Here is a 25,754-nt window from a genome sequence, read left to right on the forward strand (position 1 = left end):
AAAGTTCACAAGGTCGGTGCTCCTGGTGATCGGATGCGTTTGACGATTTCGCCGACGCTACCGCGACTGGCTTTTTCGCCAATTTTCTTATGAATTTGCCGCACGCTGAGACTGGTAGAGGCGGCAAGCGTTTCGATCTCGACAATCAGCCGAGGCGCAAGCGGTGGTCGGCCGAGATGCTTGCCGCGCGCGGCGGCTGCCTTCATGCCGGCGGTAACGCGCTCGCTGATCAAAGAGGATTCCAGCTCAGCCATGGCTCCAATGATTGTGAACATGGCGCGCCCCATAGGACTTGCGGTGTCGATCTGATCCTGGACGCTGATGAAGCGCACGCCGAGGTGGTCGAATTCCTCGAGTGCGGTCAAAAGGTGGCGGGTGGAACGGGCGAAACGGTCGAATTTCCAGACCAGGACGCAGTCAACCTCACGGTTGCGAACACTCGCCATCAAGGCGTTGAGCCGGGGCGTCCCTCGCGGCGGCCTGACACCGCGACGTCACAGTAGTCTCCGACGATCTCCAGCCCGGCGCGCGCGGCGTAGCCGTGCAGGCCGTCATATTGGAGATCCGGCTTCTGGTCCGGCGTGGAGACGCGCAGATAGAGCGCCGTGCGGTTTTTTGGCCGGATGTGATGGCGGTTCCGTCCTAGAATGTCTTCCTTTTCGGACAAGGAATCGCTATGTCCTAACGCCTTCAATTCACGCATGTTTCGCCACGCCTCCGGCGGACCCTTTTCCGGACACCTCATGACCGCGATTGACCGCACCGCTTACCCGCGTCCAGGCGACCCTCTGACGGCTGAGGAATTGGACGCCCGCTACCACCTGAATGAAGCCGACCTTTTCTTTATTCGTGACAAGGCGCCCGGCGATATCGGCCGCCTGACACTGGCGACACTGCTGAAGGGCCGGCAGGACCTTGGCTACTTTCCAGCGCCGTCCGACGTTCACATCGATACGGTGGCCCATCTGGGGGCGCAACTGGACCTGGCCGCCGCATCTCCGCTGCTCGACGAGACCCGTCAAAAGACGATGCTCCACCGTTATCGGACGGCGGTACGCATTCATCTCGGCGTGTCGCCTTATTCTGAAGCGGCCGAGCAGCTGGTTTCGGCCGCCGTGCTTGCGGCGGCCGAAATGATGAGCGATCCGGCGGACCTGATCAATCGAGCCATTGAAGTCCTGGGTAAGGCCTCGATCGATTTGCCGGCCTTCAGCACACTGGATCGGCTGGTCAACCATCTGCGGGCCCAGGTCCACACACGCATGTATGACCAGGTCGCGGGGCGGCTGACGCCGGATGTTACCGCGGGCCTGGATGGGCTGCTGACGGTTCCGCCGGATGCCGCGACAACGGCCTTCAACCGCCTCAAGCAGACGCCGGGACCGGCGCGCCCCGAGACGATCAAACTGTGGACAGAGCGCCTCGACTGGCTGACCCGATTGATCGATCCCGATCCGCTCCTGGACGGCATTACCCATACCAAGCTCCGCCAATTCGCCGCCGAAGCCCGGGCTTTGGAGGTGAGCGAGGTTCTCGCCATTGCCCGGCCAGGACGGCGCCACATCCTGATACTGAGCTTGCTTCGACAGGTCCGAGCACAATGTCGTGACGAGCTGATCGAAATGTTGTTGCGCCGCATTCGAAAGACCCAGGCGGCCGCCAAGGAAGCGCTTAAGACGCTTCAGGAGCAGCACCGGGAGATGGAGGAGAAACTGATCGGGGTCCTGGGACAGGTGCTGGAAACCGCAAAGGACGGCGAGAGCGACACTGACACGGGACACCGCATCCGCGCCCTCCTGGCCGAGCAGGGCGGCGTCGAGGCGCTCTCGGAACAATGCGAAACGGTCAGCGCCTGGCATCGTAACAACGATCTGCCGCTGCTGTGGCCAATCCACGCCAAAACCCGCAGCCTTTTGTTCCGGCTGCTGGAACTGATGGAGATTCGCCCGGCGACACAGGACCGCAGCCTGCTCGATGCGCTGACGGTCGTCATCGAGCACCGTACCGCGCGCCGTGACGAACTGGCCGGGCAGCTTGACCTGAGATTCGCCTCGCAGCGATGGCAAAGCTTCGTGATGAAGCGCCGCAAGGGCCGTGTCGTGCTGGACCGGCGGGCGCTCGAAGTCTGCGTCTTCGTTCATCTGGCGGACGCGCTGCAGGCCGGCGACCTCTTCGTCGTCGGCGCCGAAACCTTCGATGACTACAGGACCCAACTCCTGCCTTGGTCGGACTGCGAGGCGCGGCTGGCGAATTATTGCGGTGCCCTCGGCCTTCCCGGTAGCGGCGAACAGCTTGTCGGCCAGTTGCGGCAGGAACTGACGGCTACGGCGGGGGCGGTCGATGCGGGCTTCCCCTCCAACGTCGAATTGACGATTGACGCAGACGGCGTACCCCACCTGAAGCAGCTCAAGGCCAAATGCCAGCCCGAGGGATTGTTGGCCTTCGAAACGGAAATCCATGCCCGCATGCGCGAGCGTCACCTGCTCGACATTCTCAGGGACGGCACCTTCTGGACCAACTTCACGCGCCACTTCGGCCCGCCGTCGGGGGCTGACCCGAAGCTCGGCAGAGCGGAGCAGCGCTATGTCTTCACCACTTTCGGCTACGGCTGCAATCTTGGCCCGGTCCAAGCCGCTCGGCACGCACCCGGCATCGCCAGCGCCAATACGTTGCGCCGGCTCAATGCCCAGCATATCGATACGCCCAAGCTCGAAGCCGCGATGACCGATCTGATCAACGCCTACAATCGCTTTGCCTTGCCAAAACTCTGGGGCGCGGGACGCGCCGCGATCGCCGATGGCACCCACGTCCCGCTTCGCGAAAACAACCTGCTGGGCGCCCAACACATCCGTTACGGCGCCTATGGCGGCATCGCCTACCATCATATCGCCGACAACTATATCGCGCTGTTCACGACCTTCATCCCCTGCGGCGTCTGGGAGGCCGTCCATATCCTGGATGGGCTTATGAAGAACCGATCCACGGTCCAACCGGATACCCTCCATGCCGACACCCAAGGCCAGAGCGAGCCTGTCTTTGGTCTTTCGCGCCTTCTCGGCATCATGCTGATGCCGCGCATGCGCAACTGGGGCGACGTCGCCTTTTACCGTCCCGACCAATCGGTGCGCTACCAGCATATCGACAGGCTCTTCACCCGCGAAATTGATTGGCGCCTGATCGCAACCCATTGGCAGGACATGATGCAGGTGATCCTCTCCATCCAGGCCGGTTTGGTCCTGCCCTCCATGTTGCTGCGCAAACTCGGCTCGCACAACCGCAAAAGCCGACTGTACCAAGCATTCCGCGAACTCGGTCGGGTCGAGCGCACGCTGTTCCTGCTGCGCTACATCGCCAATCCCGAGATTCGGCGCACAATCCGCGCCGAGACCACGAAAATCGAATCCTTCAACGATTTCCTCGACTGGATTACCTTCGGCGGTCCAATCATCAAGAGCGGCGATCCGGTCGAACAGGAAAAGCAGCTCAAATATGCCAGCCTGGTCGCCAACGCGATCATGCTCTCCAATGTCTCCGATTTGACGGACGTACTCTCGTCAATGACCGCAGACGGGCATCGTGTCACGCCGGAGTTCGCCGCAGCCCTCAGCCCTTACGCCCGCAAGCATATCCGCCGGTTCGGCAAATACGAGCTCGACATGGACGAGCGGCCAGCCCCGCTCATCCCGAAGCCCTTGCCGTTCGACCTGCCCTTGTGAACTTTTTACACGTACTTTCAATCTACCCGTTCAAGGCGTCGACCGGCATGGCACCGCACCAGTGGCAGACCAATGCGCGGGTTGAGAGAGCCAAGCAACTGTTGCTGAAGAACGAGGCGTCGCTGACGACGGTTGCGGCCGAGACCGGCTTCTCCGACCAGGCGCACTTCACCCGGGTCTTCCGCAAGGTCGTGGGCGCGACGCCTGCGTCTTGGAAACGCAGCCGATTGAGCTGAGCAAGTTCCATCTTGAAGGGCGGTTGTTCGCATCAAATAGCCCAGAAACGTTCAATTTCCGCTGATCGCGACAAGAGCCACCGGAATAGTTGATATAAACACTCACCTTATTAGAGGGTGTAAGCCGCGCCGCCTGTAAGGCACTGCGGTGGTTCGGGTGAGATGGCAGACAGATGATGGTAAGAGGTAAGGCAGTACGGCTGACGGAGTGGCTGGCAAGCGGGGTCGCCGCCATTGCGGTTCTGGCCACCGGCGCGGCAATGGCGCAGGATGCGCCGGCGACAAGGCTGGAAACGATCGAGGCGACCGGCGCGAGGACGGAGAACGACGCCACAGGTCCGGTCGACGGCTATGTCGCCAAGGCGACGACGACCGGCTCGAAATCCGCAACTCCGATCGCTGAGATCCCGCAGAGCGTTTCCGTCGTCGGACGCGAGGAGCTTGACGACCGCGGCGTCGTCAACAAGGTCGACGAAGCGCTGCGCTACACGCCGGGCGTGATGGCCGAGCCCTTCGGCGTCGATCCGGATACCGACTGGTTCTACATCCGCGGCTTCGACGCGACGCAGACCGGCGTGTTCCTCGACGGCCTCAACCTCTTTTCCTACGGCTTTGGCGGGTTCCAGATCGATCCCTTCATGCTGGAACGTGTCGAGGTGCTGAAAGGTCCGGCTTCGGTGCTTTATGGCGGCGCCAATCCGGGCGGGATCGTCAGCCTCATCAGCAAGCGGCCGACGGGGGAAAACTCCGCCTATGTCGAGACCGGCATCAACAACAACGGCAATGCCTTCCTCGGGATTGACGTGAACCGGCAGCTGGACGACGCAATCAACTATCGCGTCACCGGCAAGATCTCAGGTGGCGACAACTATGTGGACCATTCGGAGGATCTGCGCGGCTTCATCCTGCCGCAGATCACCTATCAGCCCGACGACGCGACCAGCTTGACCGTCTACGGCCTGCTGCAGGGCCTCGACCAGGTTCATACCGGTGGCGGCTTCCTGCCCTATGTCGGCTCGGTCGTCGATGCGCCCTTCGGCAAGATCGACCGCAAGGCCTTCTTTGGCGAGCCGGACATCGATACCGGAACTTATGTGCAGCAGATGCTCGGCTACGAATTCAAGCACGAGTTCGACAGCGGCTGGCAGTTCAGTCAGAACCTTCGCTACGGTCATCTCTACAAGCACGAGAACGGGCCTTACAGCTACGGCTACTACGATCCGAGCCTTCCTTTTCCGGTTTCGAACACGCCGGCGACCCCGGACAATCTGCTTTATCGCCTCGGCTTCGAGGCGACGTCGAAGGTCGATACGTTCGCCGTCGACAACCGGCTCGAAGGCGAGTTCGAGACGGGAGCGCTCGAGCATACGCTGCTCGTCGGCCTCGACTACAAGTTCTTCCGGCTGGACCACGTCCAGGCGTCGTCGGCGGGAACGCCGATCAGCGCTACTGATCCGGTCTATGGCGCGCCGCAACCCGCGAACGCCATCTACATCAACCAGGTGATCACACAGCAGCAGATCGGCGTCTACGCGCAGGACCAGATCCGCTTTGGCGACGGCTGGCTCGTCACGCTCAACGGCCGTTACGACTATGTCGACACCAAGACCGACAACGAGCCGACCTTCTGGGCGCCGACCCAGAATTCGAGTTTCGACTACAGCGAAGGCGCGCTTAGCGGCCGCGCCGGCCTTGCCTATGAATTCGACAACGGCCTCACCCCTTACGTCAGCGCCGCGACCTTCTTCAATCCGGTCGTGGCGGTAACGGCGACCGGCAACACGAAGCCCGAGGAGGGCGAGCAGTTCGAGGCCGGGATCAAGTACGAACCGACCTTTTTTGATGGCGTGCTGACGGCGTCCATCTATCAGCTGACCAAGCGCAACGCTCTTGTCACCGATCCGCTGACCAGCATCTCGACCCAGACCGGCGAAGTGCGTTCCCGCGGCATCGAGTTCGAGGGCAAGGTCAATCTTGACGAAAGCTGGAAGCTGATCGCGGGCCTCGATTTCATGGATATCGAGGTGACCGAGGACGCAAACCGTGCGCTGATCGGCAAATCGCCCTATCTCGTCCCCGATACGCAGGCTTCGCTGTGGCTCGACTACACGGTGCAGCAGGGCGCGCTGGAAGGCCTCAGCCTCGGCGCCGGCGTGCGCTATCGCGGCGAGAGCTGGGCGGACAAGGAAAATACCGCGAAGGTGCCGGCGTCGACCGTCGTCGACGCAGCCTTGCGCTACGAAAAGGACGGCTGGGGCGCTGCCCTCAACGTCACCAACCTGTTCGACAAGAACTATGTCAGCGGCTGCAATGGCCTGCTTGTCTGCGGATATGGCGATGCACGCACCGTCACGTTGAAGCTCAGCAAGACCTGGTGAGATCGTCCGGCTGATTGATGACCTGCTAAAGCAAACAGGGCGCTCGACCCGTGCCGGGGAGCGCCCTGTTTTTAACCCGGAGTGCCGCTATCGCACGCTAAAGGCGCCGACGGCTGAGAGCTCTCGAAACGGGTAGTGGCCTTTAAATGGAGAGGCCCGCCGCCTTTTCAAGGGCGAGAGCCCCCTCGGAGCGAATTACTTCGCGCCGATTGCAGCAAGGCCTGCTGTCGCGCAGTTTGCGTCAACGTCGCCCGACGGCGCACCGCCGACACCGATGCCGCCGACGAGCGCCTTGCCGAACTTGATCGGCACGCCGCCGGCCTGGATGACCATGCGTGCGTCCATGTCGCGGAGACCTTCATTGGCGGGCTTGGAAGCGATGAATTCGCCGAGGCCAGCCGTGTCGCGCCCCATGGCCGCCGAGGTGAAGGCCTTGCCCTGGGCGCTGTTTCCGGTGTGCGGACCGGCATTGTCGGCCTTCAGCAGCACCTTGGTCGAACCGTCCCGTGCAACGACCGCGACGCTGACATTGTGGCCTTCGGCGGCGCATGCCTTCAGCGCTGCGCCGGCCGCCTTGACGGCCATGTCGAGCGGCAGGTAGGCGGCGGTCGGAAGCTCCTGGGCGGTGGCGGCAACGGGAGCGAGAAGAGCTGCTGCAAGCACGATATTGCGGATCATCAATGGGTTCCTTTCCTGTTGATATGGAAAGGTTATTGCGGGACGCCGCCCATCGATATTCGTAGCTCTTCCATCACCATCCGTAGTTCTACGGAGTTTGCGTCCCTTCGAGCCAGATGCGGGTCAACTCCGCCTGCGAGGTGCTGCCGAGCTTGGCGCTGATCGCCGCGCGATGGCTTTCCACCGTTCGCGGCGAGAGGCCGAGCCCCTCGGCGATCTGGCGGGTGGTGAAACCTGCAGCGATGCGATCGAGAACCTCGCGCTCACGCTGCGTGAGCGCTGCCAACAGAGCAAGAGTTTCCGCCTTTTCCGCCCGTGCCTGCATCGTACGCACCAGTATTTCCTGCCCCTTGTGGATCGCGTCGATCAGGTCCTCTTCGTCTATGGGCTTGGAGAGAAAGTCGATGGCGCCGTTGCGGAAGGCGCGCCGGCAAGCTTCGATATCGCCATGGCCGGAAATGACGATTGTCGGCCAGTCCACGCCATTTTCGCGGAGCTTTTCCTGCAGCTTCAGCCCGGAGATCGCCGGCATGCGGATGTCGAGGATCAGGCAACCCGGCTCAAGGCGCGACAATTGCCCGAGAAAAGCCTGCGGATCGGCGAAGGGGATGACCTTGATGCCGACCGTCGAGAGCAGCAGGCCGAGCGCGCGGCGGACCGCATCGTCGTCGTCGACGAGATAGACGGGAACGGTCATTGTGTCTCTTCCAGACGGGCTCGCGCCTTGGGCAGTGTCACCCGGAAGGTGGCGCCCTCGTCGCCGGCCACCAATGTAATCTCGCCGCCGACGCGTTCCACCAAGCGTTGGCTGAGGGCGAGGCCAAGTCCCGTGCCGCCCGCCCGCGTCGTCATGAACGGGGTGAAAAGGCGCGGGCGCAAGGCTTCGGGAATACCTGGGCCATTGTCGACGACATCGAAAACCACCATGGAGTCTTCTTGCCTCAAGGTCACGACCACGCCGGGCTCTTCGCCTGCGTGACCGTCAAGTGCTTCCATCGCATTACGCACCAGATTGAAGGCTACCTGCTCGATTTCGACCGGGTCGCCTGTCACGATCACCGGCGTTTCCGGCAGGCGGAACTCTAGCAGGATGCTGCGGGACCGGGCGTCCTGCTCCAGCAGCGCCTCGACATTGCCGAGCGCTCGGCGCAGGTCGAATGCACTCACAGGTACCGCATTCGGCTGCGACCAGTTGCGGAACCGCTCCAGAATACCGGAAGCCCGGCGCGCCTGGCTGATGGTATCGTCGAGCACGGAGGCGAGGGCAGCGTGGTTCCCCTGGTTGAGGAGGCGACGCCCGGCTTGAGCCTGCGCGAGGATTGCGGTCAAGGGTTGGTTCAACTCGTGGGCCATGCCGCTTGCCATCTCTCCAAGCGCATTGACCCGTGAGGCATGGCTAAGCCGCGAATCGAGCGCGCTCAGCCGTGCCTGCTGTTCCGCCGCGCGGGTTCGCGCCCGTTGGCGCAAGGCCGCCAAGCCTGCGAGATAGGCGAGCGTCAGGGCGACGAACGTCAGGCCAGTCTGTAGGGGCGGAAACATATCGGAGAGACCGATATCCATACCGGTTTCGAGCAAGAGCGGTTGTGACGCGCTGCTGAGCGGCCTGGAGAAGCGGATGGCATTGGGCAGCGTGGCCGGCTGAAGCAGATTGTGCCCGTCCGGCAGCGAAAGCCGGACGGCCGTGCTCGATCGGGACCAGAAAGGCCCGCCATCGCCGATCAGCTTGCCGGCATCGATGGCGAGCATCAACCCGTAGCGCGCCTCGTTCGTGTTGGGGCTGCGCTTGACCATCATGTAATGATCGGGGCGCTGCGGATGCGGCAGAAGTGCAATCCGGCCGTCGGAAGCTTTGGCCGCCGCACGAATGCGCTTGGCCGTCGCCGCATCCAGCGGACCGGTCCCGATCGTCTCTGTCTCCGGATCAAGCGAGACAAGCTGGACTTCATCAATGCGCGGATAGAAGCGGGTAATCGTACGCGCGACATCCAGGAAGAGATCGTGCCGGCGCCCTTCGGACGCAACCGCCACGGCCGAAAGCGCCGTCAAATGGGCATCGTGCTGATCGGCGCGCTGGGAGGCCAGCCCATGGAGCACGGTACTTTCCTGCTCCAGTTCGGCAACGAGGGACTGTCGCTCACGAGCGCCGAGAGCCACGGCCCCGACAAGCAGGAGGAGACACCAAAGGGCAGCAAGAAAAAAGGGCCGCTCAAGAAACGGACGGTTGTTCGGTAACATTGATCATTCTTGTCATTTGCAGGCTTTCTTGCACAGCCTTCCATTGCTGCTGTCCGGCTGCGCGGGGCGCCTGCCGGGGAAAATACGGTCCCGACGACGCGTCGCGCGGCGCTACCCCGAACGATCGCCAAGCACGGCCGGCCGTTTCAGCCCGGCTTGCGCGCGATCACGAGCTTCGCCTTGAGGATCTGCACGACCTCGTTGCGCTGGTTGATCGTCTGGCTGACGACGACGGCGATGCCGCGGTCCGGTTTCGAGCGCGAGGGAATGATCTCGACCACCTCGCTTTCGACACGCAGGGTATCGCCGGGCCGCGTCGGGGCCGGCCAAGTGATGTCTCCGCCCGCGCCGATGAGGCCACCGGCGAAAGGCAGGCCGGTCTCCACGTTCAGCCGCATCGTGATCGCCGCCGTGTGCCACCCGCTTGCGGCCAGGCCCTTGAAGAGCGTGTCACTGGCGGCCGCCTCGTCCAGATGAAACGGCTGCGGGTCGAACTGTGCGGCAAAAGTCTTGATCTGCGCCTCGTCGACCGTATGCGTCGCGCTGGTAAAGCGTTGTCCGACGTGAAGATCCTCCAGATAGAGACGATCCGGTCTGGAACCTTGCATGGGCCTTCCTCCTTCCATCGTATCTTCGAATTAGTGTGCGCCACCCGCGCCGGCGCCGCCGAGTTGGATCTTGCGGGTGAAGAGCAGCGCGATGGCTGCAAGCGCCAGCACGATCCCGATCACCGCGAAGGTATCACTGAAACCGAGGATCAGCGCCTGCCGGCGAACCGTAGCACCGATCACGGCGATCGCCTTGTGCTGTGCGACGGCGGCATCGGTGACGCCATGGGCCATGAAATGCCGCGTCAGATCGCCGATCCGGTCGCGGACTTCGTCGCGATAGACAGTCACCGACTGGCCGATGATGTTTGAGTGAAACTGCTCACGCTTGGTCAGCACCGTCGCAAGGGTGGCCGTGCCGACGGCGCCGCCGAGATTGCGCAGCATGTTCGACAGGCCCGAGGCGGCTGCCGCGTCGTTCGGGGCGATACGGGCGGTGGTGATCACCGTGATCGGCGTCAGCACCAGCGCCTGACCGATGGCGCGTACGATATTCGGGACGAAGAACTGGTCGCCGGCACTGTCGAGCGACAGCGTCGTGTTCATGAAACAGCTGGCCGCGAAGATGCTGATGCCGACGAAACCGATGTAGCGCACGTCGAACCGCTTCATCAGCGCCGGCACGAGCGGGATGATGAGAAGCTGCGGCAGCCCGGTCCAGGCAAGCACGAGGCCAATCTGCTCGGCATTGTAGCGCTGCACCTGGCCGAGATACTGCGGCAGGATGTAGACCGTGCCGAACAGGGCGACGCCGACAAGCACGTTGACGAGAACGCCGACCCCGAAATTGCGCTGCTTGAGCAGGCGCAATTGCACCAGCGGCTTTTCGACCTTGAGCTCTATGATGATGAAGGCGATCAGGAACACGGCCGCCGTCAAAGCGAGCTTGACGATGAACGGCGATTGGAACCAGTCGTCCTTGTTGCCTTCCTCCAAAACCGTCTGTAGCGCCGAAAGGCCGATGGCCATGGTAATAATGCCGGCCCAATCGCCCTCCTTGAGCAGGGACAATTGCATCGGCTTCTTCTCAAGGGTGAAGTAGAGCGCAATTACCATCACCAGGCTCGGCGGGGCGTTGACGAAGAAGATCGACTGCCAGCCATAATTCTCGGTGAGATAGCCGCCGATCGTCGGGCCAATCGCCGGGGCGAAGGTGACCGAGAGCGCAAACAGCGCCAGGCCGAGCGGCTGCTGCGCTTTGGGCAGGCGGGTCAACACCATGGTGAAGGCCATCGGAATGAGCACGCCGCCGGCAAAACCCTGCAGACCGCGCAGCGCAATCATCGAGCCTAGATCATGGGCAAACGCACAGGCCGCCGAAAACAGCGGAAACAGGATGGCGTTCGTCAGCATATAGCGCCGGAACGAGAAGACGCGGCTCAAATAGTCGGTGAGCGGGATCACGACGATTTCGCCGATGAGATACGAGGTCGATATCCAGGCGCCGTTGTCGACGCCGGTACCGATGCCGCCTTCGATATCGAGCAGCGAGGCGTTGGTAATCTGGATGTTGAGGATCGCCATGAAGGCGCCGATCAGGCCGGCAAGAACGGAAATCCAGGCCGTCGTACTTGCCTTGTCGGGCGACGTTGCTGCGGGCTCACGCACGCCGGGCGAAACCATGGGCATCGTGGTGGTGGACATTGCATCCTCCTGCCAGCCCTTAAAGCTGGGAACGGCGCCTGAGCGTCCTTCAGTTTATGCTTGCCGACACGGCGGCCACCGCCGTTCCTGCGGTTCGGGTGTCGATCGTCGGGTAGACGGACATGCCGGGCCGCAGCACCACGTCGTGCGGACTGTCGCGATTGATCACGATCTTGACGGGGATGCGCTGCACCACCTTGGTGAAGTTTCCCGTCGCATTGTCGGGCGGCAGCAGCGCAAATTCCTGGCCGCTTGCCGGCGAGATGCTGTCGACGTGGCCCTCGAAGACCTGGCCCGGGAAGGTGTCCACCTCTATCGCCACGGTCTGGCCGGGAACGACATCGGCAAGCTGTGTTTCCTTGTAGTTGGCAACGATGTAGGCCGCGTGCGTGGGCACGACTGCCATCAGCTGTGTCCCGGCCTGCACATATTGACCGACGCGCAAGGTGCGGTTGCCGATCACGCCATCGATCGGCGCCGCGAGCGCGGTGTAGGAGAGGTTGAGCTCGGCCTGATGATCGGCCGCCTTCGCGCTGTCTAGCGCGGCCTTTGCTTGTGCGACTTCGGCTTTGATCACGTCGAGCTGCTTGACCGCGCTTGCGAGCGCTGCCGTGTCGCGCGTCACCGCGGCCCTTGCGGCGGCAATGCGTGAGGCGGCCTGTTGCGCGTTCTGTAGGGTACCGAAGCCTTGCCTTGCGAGCTCCGAATAGCGCCTGTCGTCCTGCTCGGCGAAGGTTTGGTCGGCCTTGTCGGCCTCGACCGTCGCCTTGGCCGAATCGATCACGGATTGCTGTGCGATGAGAGCCGATTGCTTGTTTGCGATATTGGCCTCGGCGGCTTCGACGCCGGCCCTGGTCTGTTCGAGGCTGACTGTGAAGTCCCGATCGTCGATGCGGGCGAGAACCTGCCCGGCCTTGACCTGCTGGTTGTCGGTGACCAGCACCTCGGCGATATGGCCCGAGACCTTTGGGGCAATGGTCGTGCTATCGGCCTTCACATAGGCGTCGTCGGTCGACACCTCGAAGCGACCCGTCGTCCAGTAGGCCCAACCGAAATCGATCGCACCGGCGACGGCGGCGATTGCAACGGATGCGAAAAGCACATTGCGAAGCCAGCGCCTGCGGGTTCCGATAGCGTTCGTGGCGATCACAGTCGGGATGACAGGCAGCGTCCGCTGTGCCTCCACGCCGGGCACGGCCTCCGTCGTTTTCATAGGCTGGGCATTTTCGATGCTGAATGACTGCTGGCTCATTTCCGGTTCCTTTCACCGGTGCGGCGCGCGTCGAAATGAACGGTTGGCCAAATAAGGAAACTTTATGCTTTCCAAAATATTCGCGCCGCCGATTGCTGTCAAACGAATTTGGAAAGTTTGGCCGTTCCATAATCTGAGCTGTCACCCAGGTAACATGATTACGAGGCGTTCGCGATCGACGGCGCCCGCGCCATCTTCAGTTGGCCGAACATGACCGCTATCTCAATGCGGCTACCGGGGCGCATATTCCGCGTGAACCTCACGACTCGGTTCTGAGGTATTTGTCACGCCGAGCCCTTAAAGCCCGGCCTGTCGCATCTCGCTTGCCAGAAACTCGGTGAAGGCCTTCACCTTCGGCAGCAACAGCCGATTGGTAGGATAGACCGCGTAGATGCCGCGTTCGGCGAGCTTGTGACCAGGCAGCACCTGGCAGAGCTTGCCCTCGGCAAGCAACGGCGTGGCGATGAAGGAGGGCAACACGCCAATGCCGATGCCCGCCTGAATCATTTCGCTGAGCATCAGGCTGTTGTCGGCGACGAAACGTGCCGGCAGGTCGATCATGACGGCGCCGTCAGGCCCTTCCAGCCTCCAGCTGCCGGGCTGGTCGGCCAGGCGATAGGTGAGGCAATGGTGGCTCTTGAGATCGGCAACGGTCGCGGGCGTGCCATTGTCTGCGAGATAGGTCGGGGCGGCGCAGATGACTTGGCCAATGTCGCCGAGCCGCCGGGCGATCAGCGATGAATCCGTCAGAGCCGCGCGCACCCGGATGGAAACGTCAAAGCCTTCTGAAACGATGTCGAGCACGTGGTCGTCGAGCGTCATGTCGACCTTCAATTGCGGATGAAGTGTCATGAAGCGCGCGAGCATCGGCGCAAGCACGGTCAATCCGAAGGAGAGGGGCGCATTGAGCCGGAGCCGGCCGTTGATTTCGCCGGCCTCGCCGGAGGTGGTGCGCTCCAGATGATCGAGCTCGTCGAGAAGCCGGCAGCATTCGGAAAAATAGGCGCGTCCGTTTTCCGACAGGCTCATGCGCCGGGTCGTGCGCACGATAAGCACGGCCCCGAGCCGTTCCTCCAGTTGCCGGACCTGCTTGCTGATCGACGCGTTCGACTGTCCGAGCTCCTCCGCCGCCTTGTTGAAGCTCTGAAGCTCGATGACGCGGCGGAACGAACGCATGGCGGCCAGCAGATCCATATTTTCTCCAGAGTAAATTATGTTTTCCGTTCATCGCTGATTATTCGCATCAACGCTAGCAATATCGTGAGCCCAGCTTCCTGATGTCGATGGAAGACCAGAAGAAGGAGTTCATCATGTTCAACACCGCAGTCCTGGAGCGTGTCTTGGTCGCTTCTCTCGTCGCCAGCCTCTTCGGCGGCACGGCCTTCGCTCAGGAGGTCGGCAAGAGCCCGTGGGGACCGAAGGACGAGATCGGGCGCCTCAACCTCATCACGCCGGATTCCCGCGCCGCCATTTTGTCGCGGATAGAGGGCAGCAAGTCCTACGACCTCGCGGTCGAGTATTTCATCGGCATGCCCAGCTGGGAGGCGGCCGGGGACCCGCCCTACCAGATGTGGATGACGCACACGCCGAATGGCACTCTGGTCTCCGATCCGATGAAGGTCGGCAAGGAGATGAACGCCCATGTCAGCTACACCGGCTCGGCGGTTTCTATGTATGCCCACATGGGCACCCACATTGACGCGCTCAATCACTTCGGCCTGAACGGCAAGATCTGGAATGGCTATGCCGCCGCCGATCACCTCGGGGACCAGGGTTGGACCATCACCGGCGCCGAAAAACTGCCGGCGATCGTTGCGCGCGGCGTGATGATCGACGTCGCGGCAGCCAAAGGCATGCAGATGCTGCCCGACAACTACCGGATCACGCGCAAGGATCTCGAAGACGCGCTGAAAAGCCAGGGCGTGACGCTAGCGGAGGGCGATGTCGCCTTGATCCGCACGGGTCGCATGCAGAACTACGAAGACAAGTCCGCCTATATGAGCAATCCCCCCGGCCTCAGCATCGACGCGGCAAAGTTCCTCGTCGAGGACGGCGGCGCCATGGTGGTGGGCGCCGATAACCTGAGCTTCGAAGCCTTCCCGGCCGATACGGAAAACAACTACATTCCCGTTCATACCTACCTGCTCGCGCAGCAAGGCGCTCCGATCATCGAGCTCATCAATCTCGAACAACTGTCCAAGGACAGGGTCTACGAGTTCGCCTTCGTTGGTGCGTCGTTGAAGTTCCGCGGCGCCGACGCAGCTCCGATCCGGCCGGTCGCCTTCCCGTTGCGATAGGCAGATGCCGTTAGGCCATAATCGGCTGACCCGTGTGCCGCGGGATTGCCCCCGCGGCACTCGCCGTTTCCGCAACAAACACCGCCCGATATCCCTGCCGCATGGCGACGTCCGTACACGAAAAATCTTGACATTGCACGAAAATGCACAAAATTGCCGGACCGCATCACAGCCATTATCAATGGAGGGCGCATGAGCATTGCACACCGAATTCAAGTGGAAGACGTCACTATTCTCTCGGATGATTGGTACGTCCTGAAGAAAACCACCTTTTCCTTTTTGCGCGGCGACGGAAGCTGGCAGCGGCAATCACGGGAAACCTACGATCGCGGCAACGGCGCGACGATCCTGCTCTACGATCCGGTCCGCCGCACCGTGATCCTGACCCGACAGTTTCGCTACCCAGCCTTTGTTAACGGCCATGACGATCTGCTCGTCGAGGCCCCGGCGGGACTGCTCGACAACGCCGAACCGGAAGCGCGCATCCGCGCGGAAACGGAGGAGGAGACGGGCTTTCGCGTGCGCGACGTGCGACAGGTGTTCGACGCCTTCATGAGCCCAGGCTCGGTGACCGAGCGCCTGCATTTCTTCGTTGGCGAGTACCAGCCCGACGACCGCACATCCCAGGGCGGCGGTAACGCAGACGAAGGCGAGGATATCGCAGTTCTCGAACTTGGCATAGACGAGGCGCTTGCCATGATCCGCTCTGGCGCCATCCGCGATGGCAAGACGATCATGCTTCTGCAGTACGCCGCCTTGAACCTGTTCTCCAGCTCAATGCCCATTGGGGTCCCGGCAGGCTGAAGCGATGGCGGTCGCCCGAACCGGCGGTCGGGACACCTCCCAGTAACCGACTACCTTGCCCTTGCCCTTGCCCTTGCCCTTGCACCAGCGTCTGCGGATATCCATGCCGCTCCTGTCTGACGGTGGTGGAAACCATTGGAAAACGGCCTGTTTGGGTAAACGCCGCCAAGATCCGCCTGTGCTTCACGTGGTGAGCATCGCCCGGCGATGACATCGTCGAAGATGCGGGCCACGGCCGCCATGTCGCAATCCTGCGGCGACAGCCGAACGCGGGAAACGCCGGCGGCGGCAAGCTCTGGCAGTTCCTGGATCAGCGCCTGGCAGGTGTGCGACATGGTCTGTACGCCGTTCAGCGCCAGAAAAGGCTGGCTGTCGAGGGTCTCGACGGTCAGGCCGTCAGGGTCTTCGCCGCAGATGAACTGGCAATTGTCCTTGATCAGCCCCTTGGAGCGGGCATGGGCGCAACGCGCCGAAATCGCCAGCGGTACGCGGCCGAACGCGAAGACCTCGAAGTCGACCCCCGGACTTTCCTCGATAATGCCGCGCACCGACGTCATCGGCAGTTCTGGCGGCAGACAGATGCTCGTCGCGCCCCTCGACCCCAAGAGCCGGGCGGTCGCGCCGTTATAGACGTTGACCAGCGGCCCGATCGAATGCGGCTTGCCGGCAAGCAGGTGGAGCGCGGATAGGTCATTGACCTCGATCGGATGGGCGCTGTCACGCACAAGCCCGCGCACCAACTGGCTTTCACGTTCCAGCGTCACCAGCGCGAGCGAGGCGAGGCTTACTTGCTTGCCGGCATTCTCCAGCCGTTCGATGACCTCGCCGACAAAGGGCTCGATGAAATGCAGCCGCTTCGAGCAGACGGCCTCGCCGATCGTGACGTGGGCGATCGGCGCTTCGTCGGCAATGCGGAAATAAAAATCGCGCCATTTGGGGCCATCCCAGAGATAGTAGACCGGGCCGAGGCTCAGGACGGGCTTGGATGGGCTTGTCGATATGGTCATGGGCCGATTACCTCCAGCGCTTTTCGTAGGCGCCTGTTGTCGTCTTCTGGCCTTCGCTGAGCGCCTTCAGCCGCGACACCAATGCGGGCCGCTCGGTGGCGCTGGCGGTCAGTGCCCGCCGCATCACTGACACGACCTCGGCGACATAGGCCTTGCCGCGCTGCCGGCCCTCGATCTTCAGCGCGCTGACGCCGGCGCTGCGCAGGGCATCGATATGGTCCATGACGTCGAGTGAAACCGGGTCCTCGAAGGCGTAGCCGCGGTCCTCCGCAATGTCGAAGCGCCCCTTGCAGAGCGTCGGATAGCCAGCGGCTTCGCCCGCCGGGAAGCGGTTGATAGTGTAATCGCCGAGCTCGGACACCAGCTCGCGTCCGTCCTGGCGATAGCGCACGTGGCTTGCGGGCGAGCAGACACCGTTCATGTTGGGCGACTTGCCCGTGGCGTAGGAAGAGAGCGAACAGCGCCCCTCGGCCATGACACAGAGGCCGCCGAAGGCAAAGACCTCGATCTCGCAATCGATCTGTTTGGCAAGGCGAGCGATGTCGGCGATCGTCAGGGTGCGCGGCAACACAACGCGTTTTGCCGCGAAGGTCTCGACGAGGAAGCGCACGGCGTCGGCATTCGAGGCCGAGGCCTGGACGGAAACGTGCAGCCGCTGCTGCGGATGGCGTTCCACCGTATAAGCCATCAGGCCGAAATCCGCGAGGATGACGGCATCGGCACCAAGTGCCACGGCGTCATCCACCGCCTGATGCCAGAGCGTCTCCTGGCCGGCGCGCATGAAGGTGTTGATCGCAACAAAGGTCATCACCCTGCGCTGCTTGGCATAGGCAATTGCCGTTCGGAGTTCGTCGCGCGAGAAGTTCAAGCCCGGAAAATTGCGGGCGTTCGTCTCATCGCGAAAGCCGCAATAGACCGCGTCGGCACCGGCATCGACGGCTTCGCGGAAGGCAGCTGGCGTGCCGGCGGGGCAGATCAGTTCCATTGGGGAGCCTCCTCCTTGAGAACGCGGCCAAGCGCACGTTCGCGGATCTTTTCTCCCGCGCGGCGCACGAGCGGGGCCAGCGGTCCGGCCATGTCAGCGAGATCGCTTGGAAGGTCGATCTCGCAGTCGTCGAGTGCGTTGCGCAGCGCCAGCATCGCCTCCATGTCGCCGCTGACGGCAAGATCGCGCGAAAAGAACACGGCGTCGCCGTCGATGCGGCCCTCGAGCAGCGCCAAGAGCAGTACGAGCTCGCCTTCCATGCAGGCATCGGAAACCGGCGTGCGCTCCTTGCGATGTACGGAGATGCGCGGCACGGCCGGTTCGACAAGGAAGCCGATCGGCAGGTCAGACGGCTGGAAGGCGTAGCGCTTGGCTGCATGATCCGCGAGACGGTCGAAGAGGCCCGGATGGCTCGCGATCACATGGGCAAAGACGCGCTGCACCACGCTTTCGATGGCGACGATGGGAACGAAGCTAAGGGGGGCGGTGATCGCGAGCGGAAGTGTCATTTGCTACCTGTGGAGCGTCGGAATCGAACGATGCGGCGCATGCTAGTCGCCTGCTGCCGGTCGTTGTTTGCGCCACGTCAAAGACAAGGGCCATTCGCCGCCACAAACAGGCTCCATGAACAGGACCTTTCGCCCGTCAAAGGGCTTTGCAACGCTTCAGGATTTTATCGACGCGCTCGAGCGCGACGGCGATTTGAAGCGGATTTCGCGACCGGTTTCGCTGGTGCATGAGGTGACCGAAATCCACCGCCGCGTGCTTGCCGCCGACGGGCCGGCGCTTCTCTTCGAGCGGCCGGTCGATGCGACAGGCGCCGCACAACCGATCCCGCTTCTGACCAATCTCTTCGGGTCGGAACGCCGGATCGAGCGTGGTTTCGGCCTGGCGCCGGGCGGGCTCGATGCGCTTGCGGGTGAACTTGCGGAGCTGCGCGATCCGAGAGCGCCGCAGTCGCTGCGCGACGCCTGGGATCGGCTGCCTCTGCTCCGATCGGCGATGTATATGCGGCCACGAAAGGTAACGCGTCCGCTGTGTCAGGAGGTCGTCTGGCGCGATCAGGAAATCGACCTTGGGCGCCTGCCGGTTCAATGGTGCTGGCCGGGAGAGCCGGCGCCGCTGATTACCTGGCCACTGGTGATCACGCGCGCGCCGGATGATCCGTTCGATGTCAATGTCGGGATCTATCGCATGCAGGTGCTAGGGCCCGATCGCGCCATCGTGCGCTGGCTCGCCCACCGCGGCGGCGCCCGCCACCATCGTCTCTGGCAACGCCTGGGTCAGGACATGCCGATCGCGGTCGTCATCGGTGCCGACCCAGCGACGATCCTTTCTGCGGTCATGCCGCTGCCGGACGGACTGAGCGAGCTGAATTTCTCAGGCCTGCTTCGGCGCGGCAGGACGCAACTCGTAAAAGCGAAGACCGTGCCACTTTCAGTGCCGGCCAATGCGGAGATCGTGATCGAAGGTACGGTGTCGGCGAGCGAGACCGCGGAGGAGGGCCCCTATGGCGACCATACCGGCTATTACAATTCGGTGGAGCCGTTCCCGATCATGCGTCTGTCGGCGATCACCATGCGTCGGAATCCGCTCTATCTTTCCACCTATACCGGCCGACCGCCGGACGAGCCTTCGCGGCTCGGAGAGGCGATGAACAGGCTGTTCGTGCCACTGGTTCGCAAGCAGTTTCCGGAGATATCCGATCTCTGGTTGCCGCCGGAGGCCTGCTCCTACAGAGCCATGGTCGTCGCGATCGACAAGCGTTATCCCGGTCAGGCCAAGCGCGTGATGATGGGGCTTTGGTCTGTCTTGCCGCAGTTCAGCTACACCAAGCTGATCATCGCCGTCGACCCGGATATCGACGTGCGCAACTGGTCCGACGTAATGTGGGCTCTTGCGACCCGCTTCGATGCCAGCCGCGACGTGACCGTGATCGAGGGCACGCCGATCGACTATCTCGACTTCGCGTCGCCACGCTCCGGCCTCGGTGGCAAGCTCGGGCTCGACGCCACCAACAAGATTGGCGCCGAGACCGACCGTGAATGGGGGCGGGTGCTCGAAATGTCGCCGGAGGTCGTGGGTCAGGTCGATGCGATCTGGGCCGGTCTCGGGCTAGGAGGGCTGACCCGATGAACCGGTTGAAGATCGTCCTCGGTGTCACCGGGGCTTCGGGTGCTGCGATTGCGGTGCGCATCGCGGAGCGGCTCAGCGAAATCGAAAGCGTCGAGCTGCATCTGGTTCTGTCGCCGGCGGCGCACCGCACGCTCGCGCATGAGGTCGGCGCAGGCGCTCTTCCATCCCTGCTGCGTCTGGCCGCGCGGACCTATGACCACGCCGATATCGGCGCGGCGATTGCGAGCGGATCGTTTTCGACGGCCGGCATGATCGTCGCGCCGTGCTCCATGCGCTCACTTGCGGCGATCTCTGCCGGCATGGCCGATAACCTCGTGGTACGGGCAGCCGACGTGCATCTGAAGGAGCGGCGCAGGCTGGTGCTGATGGCACGCGAGACACCGCTGCATCTCGGTCACCTGCGCAATATGTGCGCCGTCACGGAAATGGGGGCGATTATCATGCCGCCGGTGCCGGCCTTCTATCATCGGCCTGAGAGCGTCTCGGCCATCGTCGACCATCTGGCGGCCCGAGCGATCGACCTGCTGGCACTGCCGATCACCCCGCAGGCTATGGCCTGGCAGGGTGAGGACCAAAAATCATCGTGATCTAGGAGACGGTGGCCTGAAGCAGCGGATCGGCGCCGAACAGGACCTCGTGACCGCCAAGCAGCAGCCACACGGCAATCGCGACGGTGGCAAAGGCGGCGATGATCATCACGGGATCGGCGCGCAAACGGGTTTCGCCTCGAATGATGGCCGCAAAGGGCCAGACTGACGTGCCCTTCGAGGCCGCTTGCCAGTTGTCACCCAAATGCCGGCGGGCACGCTTTTCAAGCATGAAGAAGCCACCGGCGGAAAACAGTGCGAAACCGCCGAAAAGAACCAGCGCGCGCAAGTCGCCATTGGGCACGATGTGACCGGCGGCCCAGAGCAGGAAGCCCCAGAGCACCGGGTGACGGGTGATCGTTACGATGGCGCCGGGCCGCTCGTTTCCCTGATAGATGGAGATCGACAGCGCGTTTTCGCTGAAGAGGCCAGCCAGCACGAGAAAGATGCCGAGTGGCGCCAGCACGAAGGTTACCCAGGCCTGCCAGGCCGCCGGTTCCCAGAGCGGGATGAAATCGAGCTGAAGGGCCGCGTGAAAGACGAAGCCGAGAGCAAGCACGGAAAGAAGCGAATACACCGCGAAATAGGTCGAGCGACCGAGCCGGTCGATCAGGCCCTGGCGTAACGCCGGCCAGGCCGGCACCAGATGGAGCAGCAGGAAGACGGCGAAGGCGAGGAGAAAATAGGTCATATCGGTTGTCTCACGCATGGCGCCAGAGAAGCAGGCGCTCCGTTGCGACATGGCGGCGAACCGTTTCGAAGAAGCCCCGCAGCATGTAGCCGATCGCATCCCAGCTGAGCGATGGCCTGTTGTCGAGAACCGCCTTCAGCACACGTACCAGCTCGACGGCTGCCCGATCGTCCTGGTCATGCTCGGCGCGCAGCCGTGCGATCAAGGCGTAACGGCCGTCGTCTGCCCGCTGAATTTCGACTGCTGGAAACAAGATCATTTCCTCCAGCGCGTGGACGCGCCTGAGCTTTTCCGGCAGCTCCGTCAGGATCACGCGGCAGCTCGTCAGGTCGATGCGGCGCGGGATGGAATCGGCCAGCGTCTCGAGGCGATCACACAGGGATAAAAGCTCGCGGTAAGCCTGCCCCAGCTCGTGATGTTCTGAAAATTGCTGCTGCATCGATCTGCTCCGTTGAGTGTTGGTTCGAACTACACCCGACGGCAATGATCCTCTTTGACATTTCTCAAAGTCTGCAGATCAGCGATCGAGAAACAGAACGATGGCGATCGCAACGGAGGAGAGGATCGCCGACAGCGTCGCGCCGCGCTGAAGCACGCCCATGCGATAGAGCACGAGGGCGAAGACGATGATGATGGGGGTGGCGACGGAAAGGCCGATCTGTGCGTCTGTCATCGGAAGGCTCCTTTGTTGTCAGCCAATAGCCCCGCCCCCTGCCGGCTTCTTTGCTCAATCGCAAAGACAGGGTGCGCGCTCGCGCCTAGCTCGAACGATGTTTTTTGAACGGAGGCGCTGACATGGATGCCCGCAGTCATCCGATTGCCGCAACGGTGGAAGAGGATACGACGGACGCCTTGCTGCTCTGGGTGCTCGTCTGGAGTGAACTTGCCGCGTTCGGTATTCTGCTTGTCGGCTTCCTGATTGTGGGTCTTCTCCAGCCGGACGCGTTTGCCGCCGCCCGCTCGCATCTCGATCCGCTGCTTGCCGGTATCAACACGCTTGTTCTTTTGACAAGCGGCTGGCAGGCGGCCTTGGCGACGAGGCCGAGTGCATCGCTTAAGCAGCGTCGGCGGGCGCTGGTGAATGCAGCACTTTTCGGCTTCGCCTTCGTGGGGATCAAGCTCTTCGAATATAGCGCCGAGGCCGGCGTTGCCGGCGATCCTCAGTTCGGCTCCTTCTTCGAGCTCTATTTTCTCGTCACGGGCTTCCATCTGCTGCACGTCGTCTTCGGTGCCTTCGTGCTCATCATCGTTGCCTGGCGACCGAAACCCGGCAATGTCGAGCTGATCACCACGCTCTGGCACGTGATCGATCTGGTCTGGATCGTGATGTTCCCGCTCGTCTATCTCGTGTGAGTGCCATGACCGATCGCAATCCCAGACAATTGTTCAAGACCTGGCTGCTGCTTGCCGTAGCCGTGATGTCGGGCATGGCGCTGATGGCGGTCGCCGGGCCGGCCACCCTCGTCATCGTCGTGTTGCTCGGGCTCGCCATCGTCAAAAGCCGGTTCGTCGCGCTCGATTTCATGGGGCTCCGGCAGGCGCCGTCGGCCCTTCGTCTTGGCCTTTTGATCTGGCCCGCAGCACTCGTCCTCGTCGCTGCAGCGAAGCTGGTCCTGAGCACTGCTTTCATCAGCTGAGGCTAGCCGCGGACTTGTTTGCCGAAACGCAAAGAAGCCGCCGCCGATTTCCCTAGACATGAGGTCGCCCCGATTGTTGCCGGCTGCGCCGCACGGGGAGGGGATCAGATCAGCCGGCCGCACTCTCAGCGGCCAACTGAAATCGAAAGGACCACGTGATGGCAGAACGCCTCACCAAAACCGGGGCCCGTAACGTCTTTTACGGCGGGTCCTTCTTTTTCTTCGCAATCTTCGTCGGGCTGACCGCCCACAGCCACTACTACATGCGGACGACTTCGACGGATGAGTCGACGCTGACCGATGCGGTCGCCCGCGGCAAACACGTCTGGGAAAAGAACTCCTGTATCAACTGCCACACGCTTCTCGGCGAGGGCGCCTATTTCGCGCCCGAGCTCGGCAACGTCTGGAAGCGATTCGGCGGCGAGGCCGATCCGGATGGCGCCCGCGATACGCTTAAGGCCTGGATGGCTGCCCAGCCGACCGGCATCGAGGGACGGCGGCAGATGCCGCAGTTCAATCTCACCGAACAGGAACTCAACGACCTCGCCGACTTCCTCGAATGGACGAGCCGCATCAAGACCCAGAACTGGCCGCCGAACGAGGCAGGTTAAGCGAACCGAGTGGAGTGTGACACCATGAAATACCAAACCCAAAAGGTCGCGATGCTCTATTTCTACGGAGCGCTTGGCCTGTTTCTCGCCCAGGTGCTGTTCGGCGTGCTTGCCGGCACCATCTACGTCCTGCCCAACACGCTCTCCGAGCTCCTGCCCTTCAACATCGTGCGCATGGTCCACACCAACGCGCTGATCGTCTGGCTGCTCATGGGCTTCATGGGCGCGACCTACTACCTGCTGCCGGAAGAGGCAGAAACCGAGCTCTACAGCACGAAGATCGCCATCGCGCAGTTCTGGATCTTCCTGATCGCCGCTGCCATTGCCGTCGTCGGCTACCTCATGCACATCCACGAGGGGCGTGAGTTCCTCGAGCAGCCCTTCGCGATCAAGGTCGGTATCGTCATCGTCGCGCTGATGTTCCTCTACAACATCACGCTGACGGTGTTGAAAGGCCGCAAGACGACCGTCACCAACATCCTGATCTTCGGGCTTTGGGGTGTCGCGATCTTCTTCCTCTTCGCTTTCTACAATCCGATCAACCTGGCGCTCGACAAGATGTACTGGTGGTACGTAGTCCATCTCTGGGTCGAAGGCGTCTGGGAACTGATCATGGCATCGGTGCTCGCCTTCCTGATGATCAAGCTCAACGGCATCGACCGTGAGGTCGTCGAAAAATGGCTCTATGTCATCGTCGGCCTGGCGCTCTTCTCCGGCATCCTCGGCACGGGCCACCACTACTACTGGATCGGCGCGCCGGGCTACTGGCAGTGGATCGGTTCGCTGTTCTCGACGCTGGAAGTGGCCCCCTTCTTCACCATGGTGGTCTTCACCTTCGTGATGACCTGGAAGGCCGGCCGCAAGCATCCGAACCGCGCAGCCCTCCTCTGGTCGATCGGCTGCTCGGTCATGGCCTTCTTCGGCGCTGGCGTCTGGGGCTTCCTGCACACGCTGTCTTCGGTGAACTACTATACCCACGGCACCCAGGTGACCGCGGCCCATGGACACCTCGCCTTCTTCGGCGCCTACGTGATGCTGAACCTCGCGGTCATGGCCTATGCCATCCCGGAGATCCGCGGCCGTGCGCCGTATAACCAGTGGCTGTCGATGGTGAGCTTCTGGATCATGTGCACCGCCATGTCGGTCATGACCTTCGCGCTGACCTTTGCCGGTGTTCTCCAGGCGCATCTGCAGCGCGTGCTCGGCGAAAGCTACATGGACGTCCAGGACCAGCTGGCGCTGTTCTACTGGATCCGCCTCGGTTCCGGTGCCGTCGTCCTGATCTCGGCGCTGATGTTCATCTGGGCCGTTCTGGTGCCCGGACGCGAGCGCAGCGAGAAGCTCGCCGGTGTCGTCCAACCCGCTGAATAACCGACCAGCCGGCGCGGCTCGCCGCGCCGGCATCTCCCCAAGAATTCCCAGCATGGAGACTTGCCATGAGCCCTGTCCAATCTGCCGTCAGTCGCGCGTCGCTCGATATCCCCGCCTATAGCCCCTCCGGCAATGAATGCGCGTTGTTCGAAAGCGCCTGGGTGCGCCAGCTGCCGCTGCTCTTGAAGGGACCAACAGGATGCGGCAAGACCCGCTTCGTCAGCCACATGGCAGCGAAGCTCGGCCTGCCGCTTTCGACCGTTTCCTGCCATGACGATCTGGCCGCCGCCGACCTTACCGGTCGCTATCTGCTCAAGGGTGGCGACACCGTCTGGGTCGACGGCCCCCTGACCCGGGCCGTGCGCAACGGCGGCGTCTGCTATCTCGACGAGATCGTGGAAGCCCGGAAGGACGTGGCCGTCGTCCTGCATCCACTGACCGACGACCGCCGCATGTTACCGCTTGAACGGACCGGCGAACTGCTCGAAGCACCGTCGAGCTTCATGCTGATCGTGTCCTACAATCCCGGCTACCAGAACCTTTTGAAGAGCCTGAAGCCGAGCACCCGTCAGCGCTTCGTGGCGATCGAGTTCGATTTCCTGCCGCGCAACGCGGAGATTTCAGTCGTTTCGCAAGAGAGCGGACTGCTGGAGAGCCAGGTGGCGCCGCTCGTCAACCTCGCGCAGCGCCTGCGCGCTCTGAAAGGGCATGATCTCGAAGAAGGCGTGTCGACCCGGCTGCTCGTCTATTGCGCCTCGCTGATTGATGCCGGAATGCCGGTGAAGGATGCGGTGCGGGCCGCGATGATCGAGCCTCTGACCGACGAACCGGATGTGCGCTCAGCACTTCTCGAAGTGGCCGGTTCTCTGATCGCCTGAGGT

The 25,754-nt window shown here is 62.5% G+C and carries 25 protein-coding genes and 2 pseudogenes; 13 read left to right on the plus strand and 14 right to left on the minus strand.

Going from position 1 to position 25,754, the window contains the following annotated elements; all coding sequences use genetic code 11:
- Positions 1-5: 5 nt before the first annotated feature.
- A pseudogene (locus tag OVA00_RS39905) lies at positions 6-745 on the minus strand (recombinase family protein).
- Between OVA00_RS39905 and OVA00_RS00015 the strand changes: the two are divergent.
- The 3 genes and pseudogenes from OVA00_RS00015 to OVA00_RS00025 all read left to right on the plus strand — a co-directional run bounded on the left by OVA00_RS00015 (position 744) and on the right by OVA00_RS00025 (position 6,330).
- Positions 744-3,716, plus strand: a complete 2,973-nt coding sequence (locus OVA00_RS00015) for a Tn3 family transposase (RefSeq protein WP_268087624.1) — start codon at positions 744-746, stop codon at positions 3,714-3,716. The pseudogene OVA00_RS39905 and the gene OVA00_RS00015 sit on opposite strands and share 2 nt — an antisense overlap.
- A gap of 23 nt (positions 3,717-3,739) precedes the next feature.
- Positions 3,740-3,952, plus strand: a pseudogene (locus tag OVA00_RS00020) (helix-turn-helix domain-containing protein); the annotation flags it as partial.
- A gap of 173 nt (positions 3,953-4,125) precedes the next feature.
- A complete protein-coding gene (locus tag OVA00_RS00025; RefSeq protein WP_268087626.1) occupies positions 4,126-6,330 on the plus strand; it encodes a TonB-dependent siderophore receptor in 2,205 nt (734 codons plus the stop codon).
- 195 nt (positions 6,331-6,525) lie between these two features.
- On the opposite strand, the gene OVA00_RS00030 is transcribed toward OVA00_RS00025, so the two are convergent.
- The 3 genes from OVA00_RS00030 to OVA00_RS00040 all read right to left on the minus strand — a co-directional run bounded on the left by OVA00_RS00030 (position 6,526) and on the right by OVA00_RS00040 (position 9,054).
- Positions 6,526-7,008, minus strand: coding sequence for a GlcG/HbpS family heme-binding protein (locus OVA00_RS00030; protein ID WP_112772407.1), 483 nt, complete (start codon positions 7,006-7,008; stop codon positions 6,526-6,528).
- Between the two features lie 88 nt (positions 7,009-7,096).
- Positions 7,097-7,705: a response regulator transcription factor gene (locus OVA00_RS00035; RefSeq protein ID WP_112772406.1), complete on the minus strand. Its 609-nt coding sequence runs from the start codon at positions 7,703-7,705 to the stop codon at positions 7,097-7,099.
- A complete protein-coding gene (locus OVA00_RS00040) occupies positions 7,702-9,054 on the minus strand; it encodes a sensor histidine kinase (protein WP_268087628.1) in 1,353 nt (450 codons plus the stop codon). Before OVA00_RS00040 ends, OVA00_RS00035 begins: the two co-directional genes overlap by 4 nt.
- On the opposite strand from OVA00_RS00040, the gene OVA00_RS00045 reads away from it, so the two are divergent.
- A complete protein-coding gene (locus OVA00_RS00045) occupies positions 9,055-9,240 on the plus strand; it encodes a hypothetical protein (RefSeq protein WP_234852771.1) in 186 nt (61 codons plus the stop codon).
- A 149-nt stretch (positions 9,241-9,389) separates the two neighbouring features.
- Here OVA00_RS00045 and OVA00_RS00050 read toward each other — a convergent pair whose 3' ends face one another.
- From OVA00_RS00050 to OVA00_RS00065, 4 genes are all read right to left on the minus strand, one after another.
- Positions 9,390-9,851, minus strand: coding sequence for a MaoC family dehydratase (locus OVA00_RS00050; RefSeq protein ID WP_034790629.1), 462 nt, complete (start codon positions 9,849-9,851; stop codon positions 9,390-9,392).
- Between the two features lie 30 nt (positions 9,852-9,881).
- Positions 9,882-11,474, minus strand: coding sequence for a DHA2 family efflux MFS transporter permease subunit (locus tag OVA00_RS00055; RefSeq protein ID WP_034790820.1), 1,593 nt, complete (start codon positions 11,472-11,474; stop codon positions 9,882-9,884).
- A gap of 70 nt (positions 11,475-11,544) precedes the next feature.
- Positions 11,545-12,708 (minus strand): HlyD family secretion protein, encoded by a 1,164-nt coding sequence (locus tag OVA00_RS00060; protein WP_180316558.1) that lies wholly within the window; start codon positions 12,706-12,708, stop codon positions 11,545-11,547.
- Between the two features lie 336 nt (positions 12,709-13,044).
- Positions 13,045-13,941, minus strand: a complete 897-nt coding sequence (locus tag OVA00_RS00065) for a LysR family transcriptional regulator (protein ID WP_112772402.1) — start codon at positions 13,939-13,941, stop codon at positions 13,045-13,047.
- 83 nt (positions 13,942-14,024) lie between these two features.
- On the opposite strand from OVA00_RS00065, the gene OVA00_RS00070 reads away from it, so the two are divergent.
- On the plus strand, positions 14,025-15,044 hold the full coding sequence (locus OVA00_RS00070; RefSeq protein ID WP_268087630.1) for a cyclase family protein: 1,020 nt from the start codon (positions 14,025-14,027) through the stop codon (positions 15,042-15,044).
- A gap of 192 nt (positions 15,045-15,236) precedes the next feature.
- The gene (locus tag OVA00_RS00075; RefSeq protein WP_268088483.1) at positions 15,237-15,848 is read left to right on the plus strand and encodes an NUDIX domain-containing protein; all 612 of its coding nucleotides are present in this window, start codon (positions 15,237-15,239) and stop codon (positions 15,846-15,848) included.
- A gap of 50 nt (positions 15,849-15,898) precedes the next feature.
- Here OVA00_RS00075 and ubiV read toward each other — a convergent pair whose 3' ends face one another.
- Genes ubiV through ubiT form a run of 3 tightly spaced genes read right to left on the minus strand, consistent with a single transcriptional unit; the run spans position 15,899 to position 18,349 of the window.
- A complete protein-coding gene (gene ubiV / locus OVA00_RS00080) occupies positions 15,899-16,855 on the minus strand; it encodes a ubiquinone anaerobic biosynthesis protein UbiV (RefSeq protein ID WP_268087632.1) in 957 nt (318 codons plus the stop codon).
- Positions 16,856-16,862: 7 nt separating this feature from the next.
- Positions 16,863-17,840 carry a ubiquinone anaerobic biosynthesis protein UbiU gene (gene ubiU, locus OVA00_RS00085; protein WP_034790618.1) on the minus strand — a complete coding sequence of 326 codons (978 nt, stop codon included), beginning with the start codon at positions 17,838-17,840 and terminating at the stop codon, positions 16,863-16,865.
- Complete coding sequence (gene ubiT, locus OVA00_RS00090; protein WP_034790616.1) at positions 17,831-18,349, minus strand: ubiquinone anaerobic biosynthesis accessory factor UbiT; 519 nt, start codon at positions 18,347-18,349, stop codon at positions 17,831-17,833. Before ubiT ends, ubiU begins: the two co-directional genes overlap by 10 nt.
- A gap of 115 nt (positions 18,350-18,464) precedes the next feature.
- Between ubiT and OVA00_RS00095 the strand changes: the two genes are divergently transcribed.
- The gene (locus tag OVA00_RS00095; RefSeq protein ID WP_268087634.1) at positions 18,465-19,976 is read left to right on the plus strand and encodes a UbiD family decarboxylase; all 1,512 of its coding nucleotides are present in this window, start codon (positions 18,465-18,467) and stop codon (positions 19,974-19,976) included.
- Positions 19,973-20,563, plus strand: a complete 591-nt coding sequence (locus tag OVA00_RS00100; RefSeq protein WP_034790605.1) for a UbiX family flavin prenyltransferase — start codon at positions 19,973-19,975, stop codon at positions 20,561-20,563. Before OVA00_RS00095 ends, OVA00_RS00100 begins: the two co-directional genes overlap by 4 nt.
- 1 nt (position 20,564) lies before the next feature.
- On the opposite strand, the gene OVA00_RS00105 is transcribed toward OVA00_RS00100, so the two are convergent.
- The 3 genes from OVA00_RS00105 to OVA00_RS00115 form a co-directional block, all read right to left on the minus strand.
- Complete coding sequence (locus OVA00_RS00105) at positions 20,565-21,254, minus strand: NnrU family protein (protein ID WP_268087635.1); 690 nt, start codon at positions 21,252-21,254, stop codon at positions 20,565-20,567.
- Between the two features lie 10 nt (positions 21,255-21,264).
- Positions 21,265-21,693 carry a hemerythrin domain-containing protein gene (locus tag OVA00_RS00110; protein WP_051659203.1) on the minus strand — a complete coding sequence of 143 codons (429 nt, stop codon included), beginning with the start codon at positions 21,691-21,693 and terminating at the stop codon, positions 21,265-21,267.
- A gap of 78 nt (positions 21,694-21,771) precedes the next feature.
- The gene (locus OVA00_RS00115; RefSeq protein WP_089044838.1) at positions 21,772-21,927 is read right to left on the minus strand and encodes a hypothetical protein; all 156 of its coding nucleotides are present in this window, start codon (positions 21,925-21,927) and stop codon (positions 21,772-21,774) included.
- 122 nt (positions 21,928-22,049) lie between these two features.
- On the opposite strand from OVA00_RS00115, the gene OVA00_RS00120 reads away from it, so the two are divergent.
- The 5 genes from OVA00_RS00120 to OVA00_RS00140 all read left to right on the plus strand — a co-directional run bounded on the left by OVA00_RS00120 (position 22,050) and on the right by OVA00_RS00140 (position 25,751).
- Positions 22,050-22,607: a cytochrome c oxidase subunit 3 gene (locus OVA00_RS00120; RefSeq protein WP_089044839.1), complete on the plus strand. Its 558-nt coding sequence runs from the start codon at positions 22,050-22,052 to the stop codon at positions 22,605-22,607.
- 5 nt (positions 22,608-22,612) lie between these two features.
- On the plus strand, positions 22,613-22,891 hold the full coding sequence (locus tag OVA00_RS00125; protein ID WP_034790601.1) for a cytochrome C oxidase subunit IV family protein: 279 nt from the start codon (positions 22,613-22,615) through the stop codon (positions 22,889-22,891).
- Between the two features lie 158 nt (positions 22,892-23,049).
- Positions 23,050-23,502: a c-type cytochrome gene (locus tag OVA00_RS00130; protein ID WP_060521133.1), complete on the plus strand. Its 453-nt coding sequence runs from the start codon at positions 23,050-23,052 to the stop codon at positions 23,500-23,502.
- 24 nt (positions 23,503-23,526) lie between these two features.
- Positions 23,527-24,873: a nitric-oxide reductase large subunit gene (locus tag OVA00_RS00135; RefSeq protein ID WP_034790597.1), complete on the plus strand. Its 1,347-nt coding sequence runs from the start codon at positions 23,527-23,529 to the stop codon at positions 24,871-24,873.
- Between the two features lie 65 nt (positions 24,874-24,938).
- Positions 24,939-25,751 (plus strand): CbbQ/NirQ/NorQ/GpvN family protein, encoded by an 813-nt coding sequence (locus OVA00_RS00140; RefSeq protein WP_034790595.1) that lies wholly within the window; start codon positions 24,939-24,941, stop codon positions 25,749-25,751.
- Positions 25,752-25,754: the final 3 nt, after the last annotated feature.

The organism is Ensifer sp. SL37 (assembly GCF_026672675.1).
Classification (GTDB): domain Bacteria; phylum Pseudomonadota; class Alphaproteobacteria; order Rhizobiales; family Rhizobiaceae; genus Ensifer; species Ensifer adhaerens.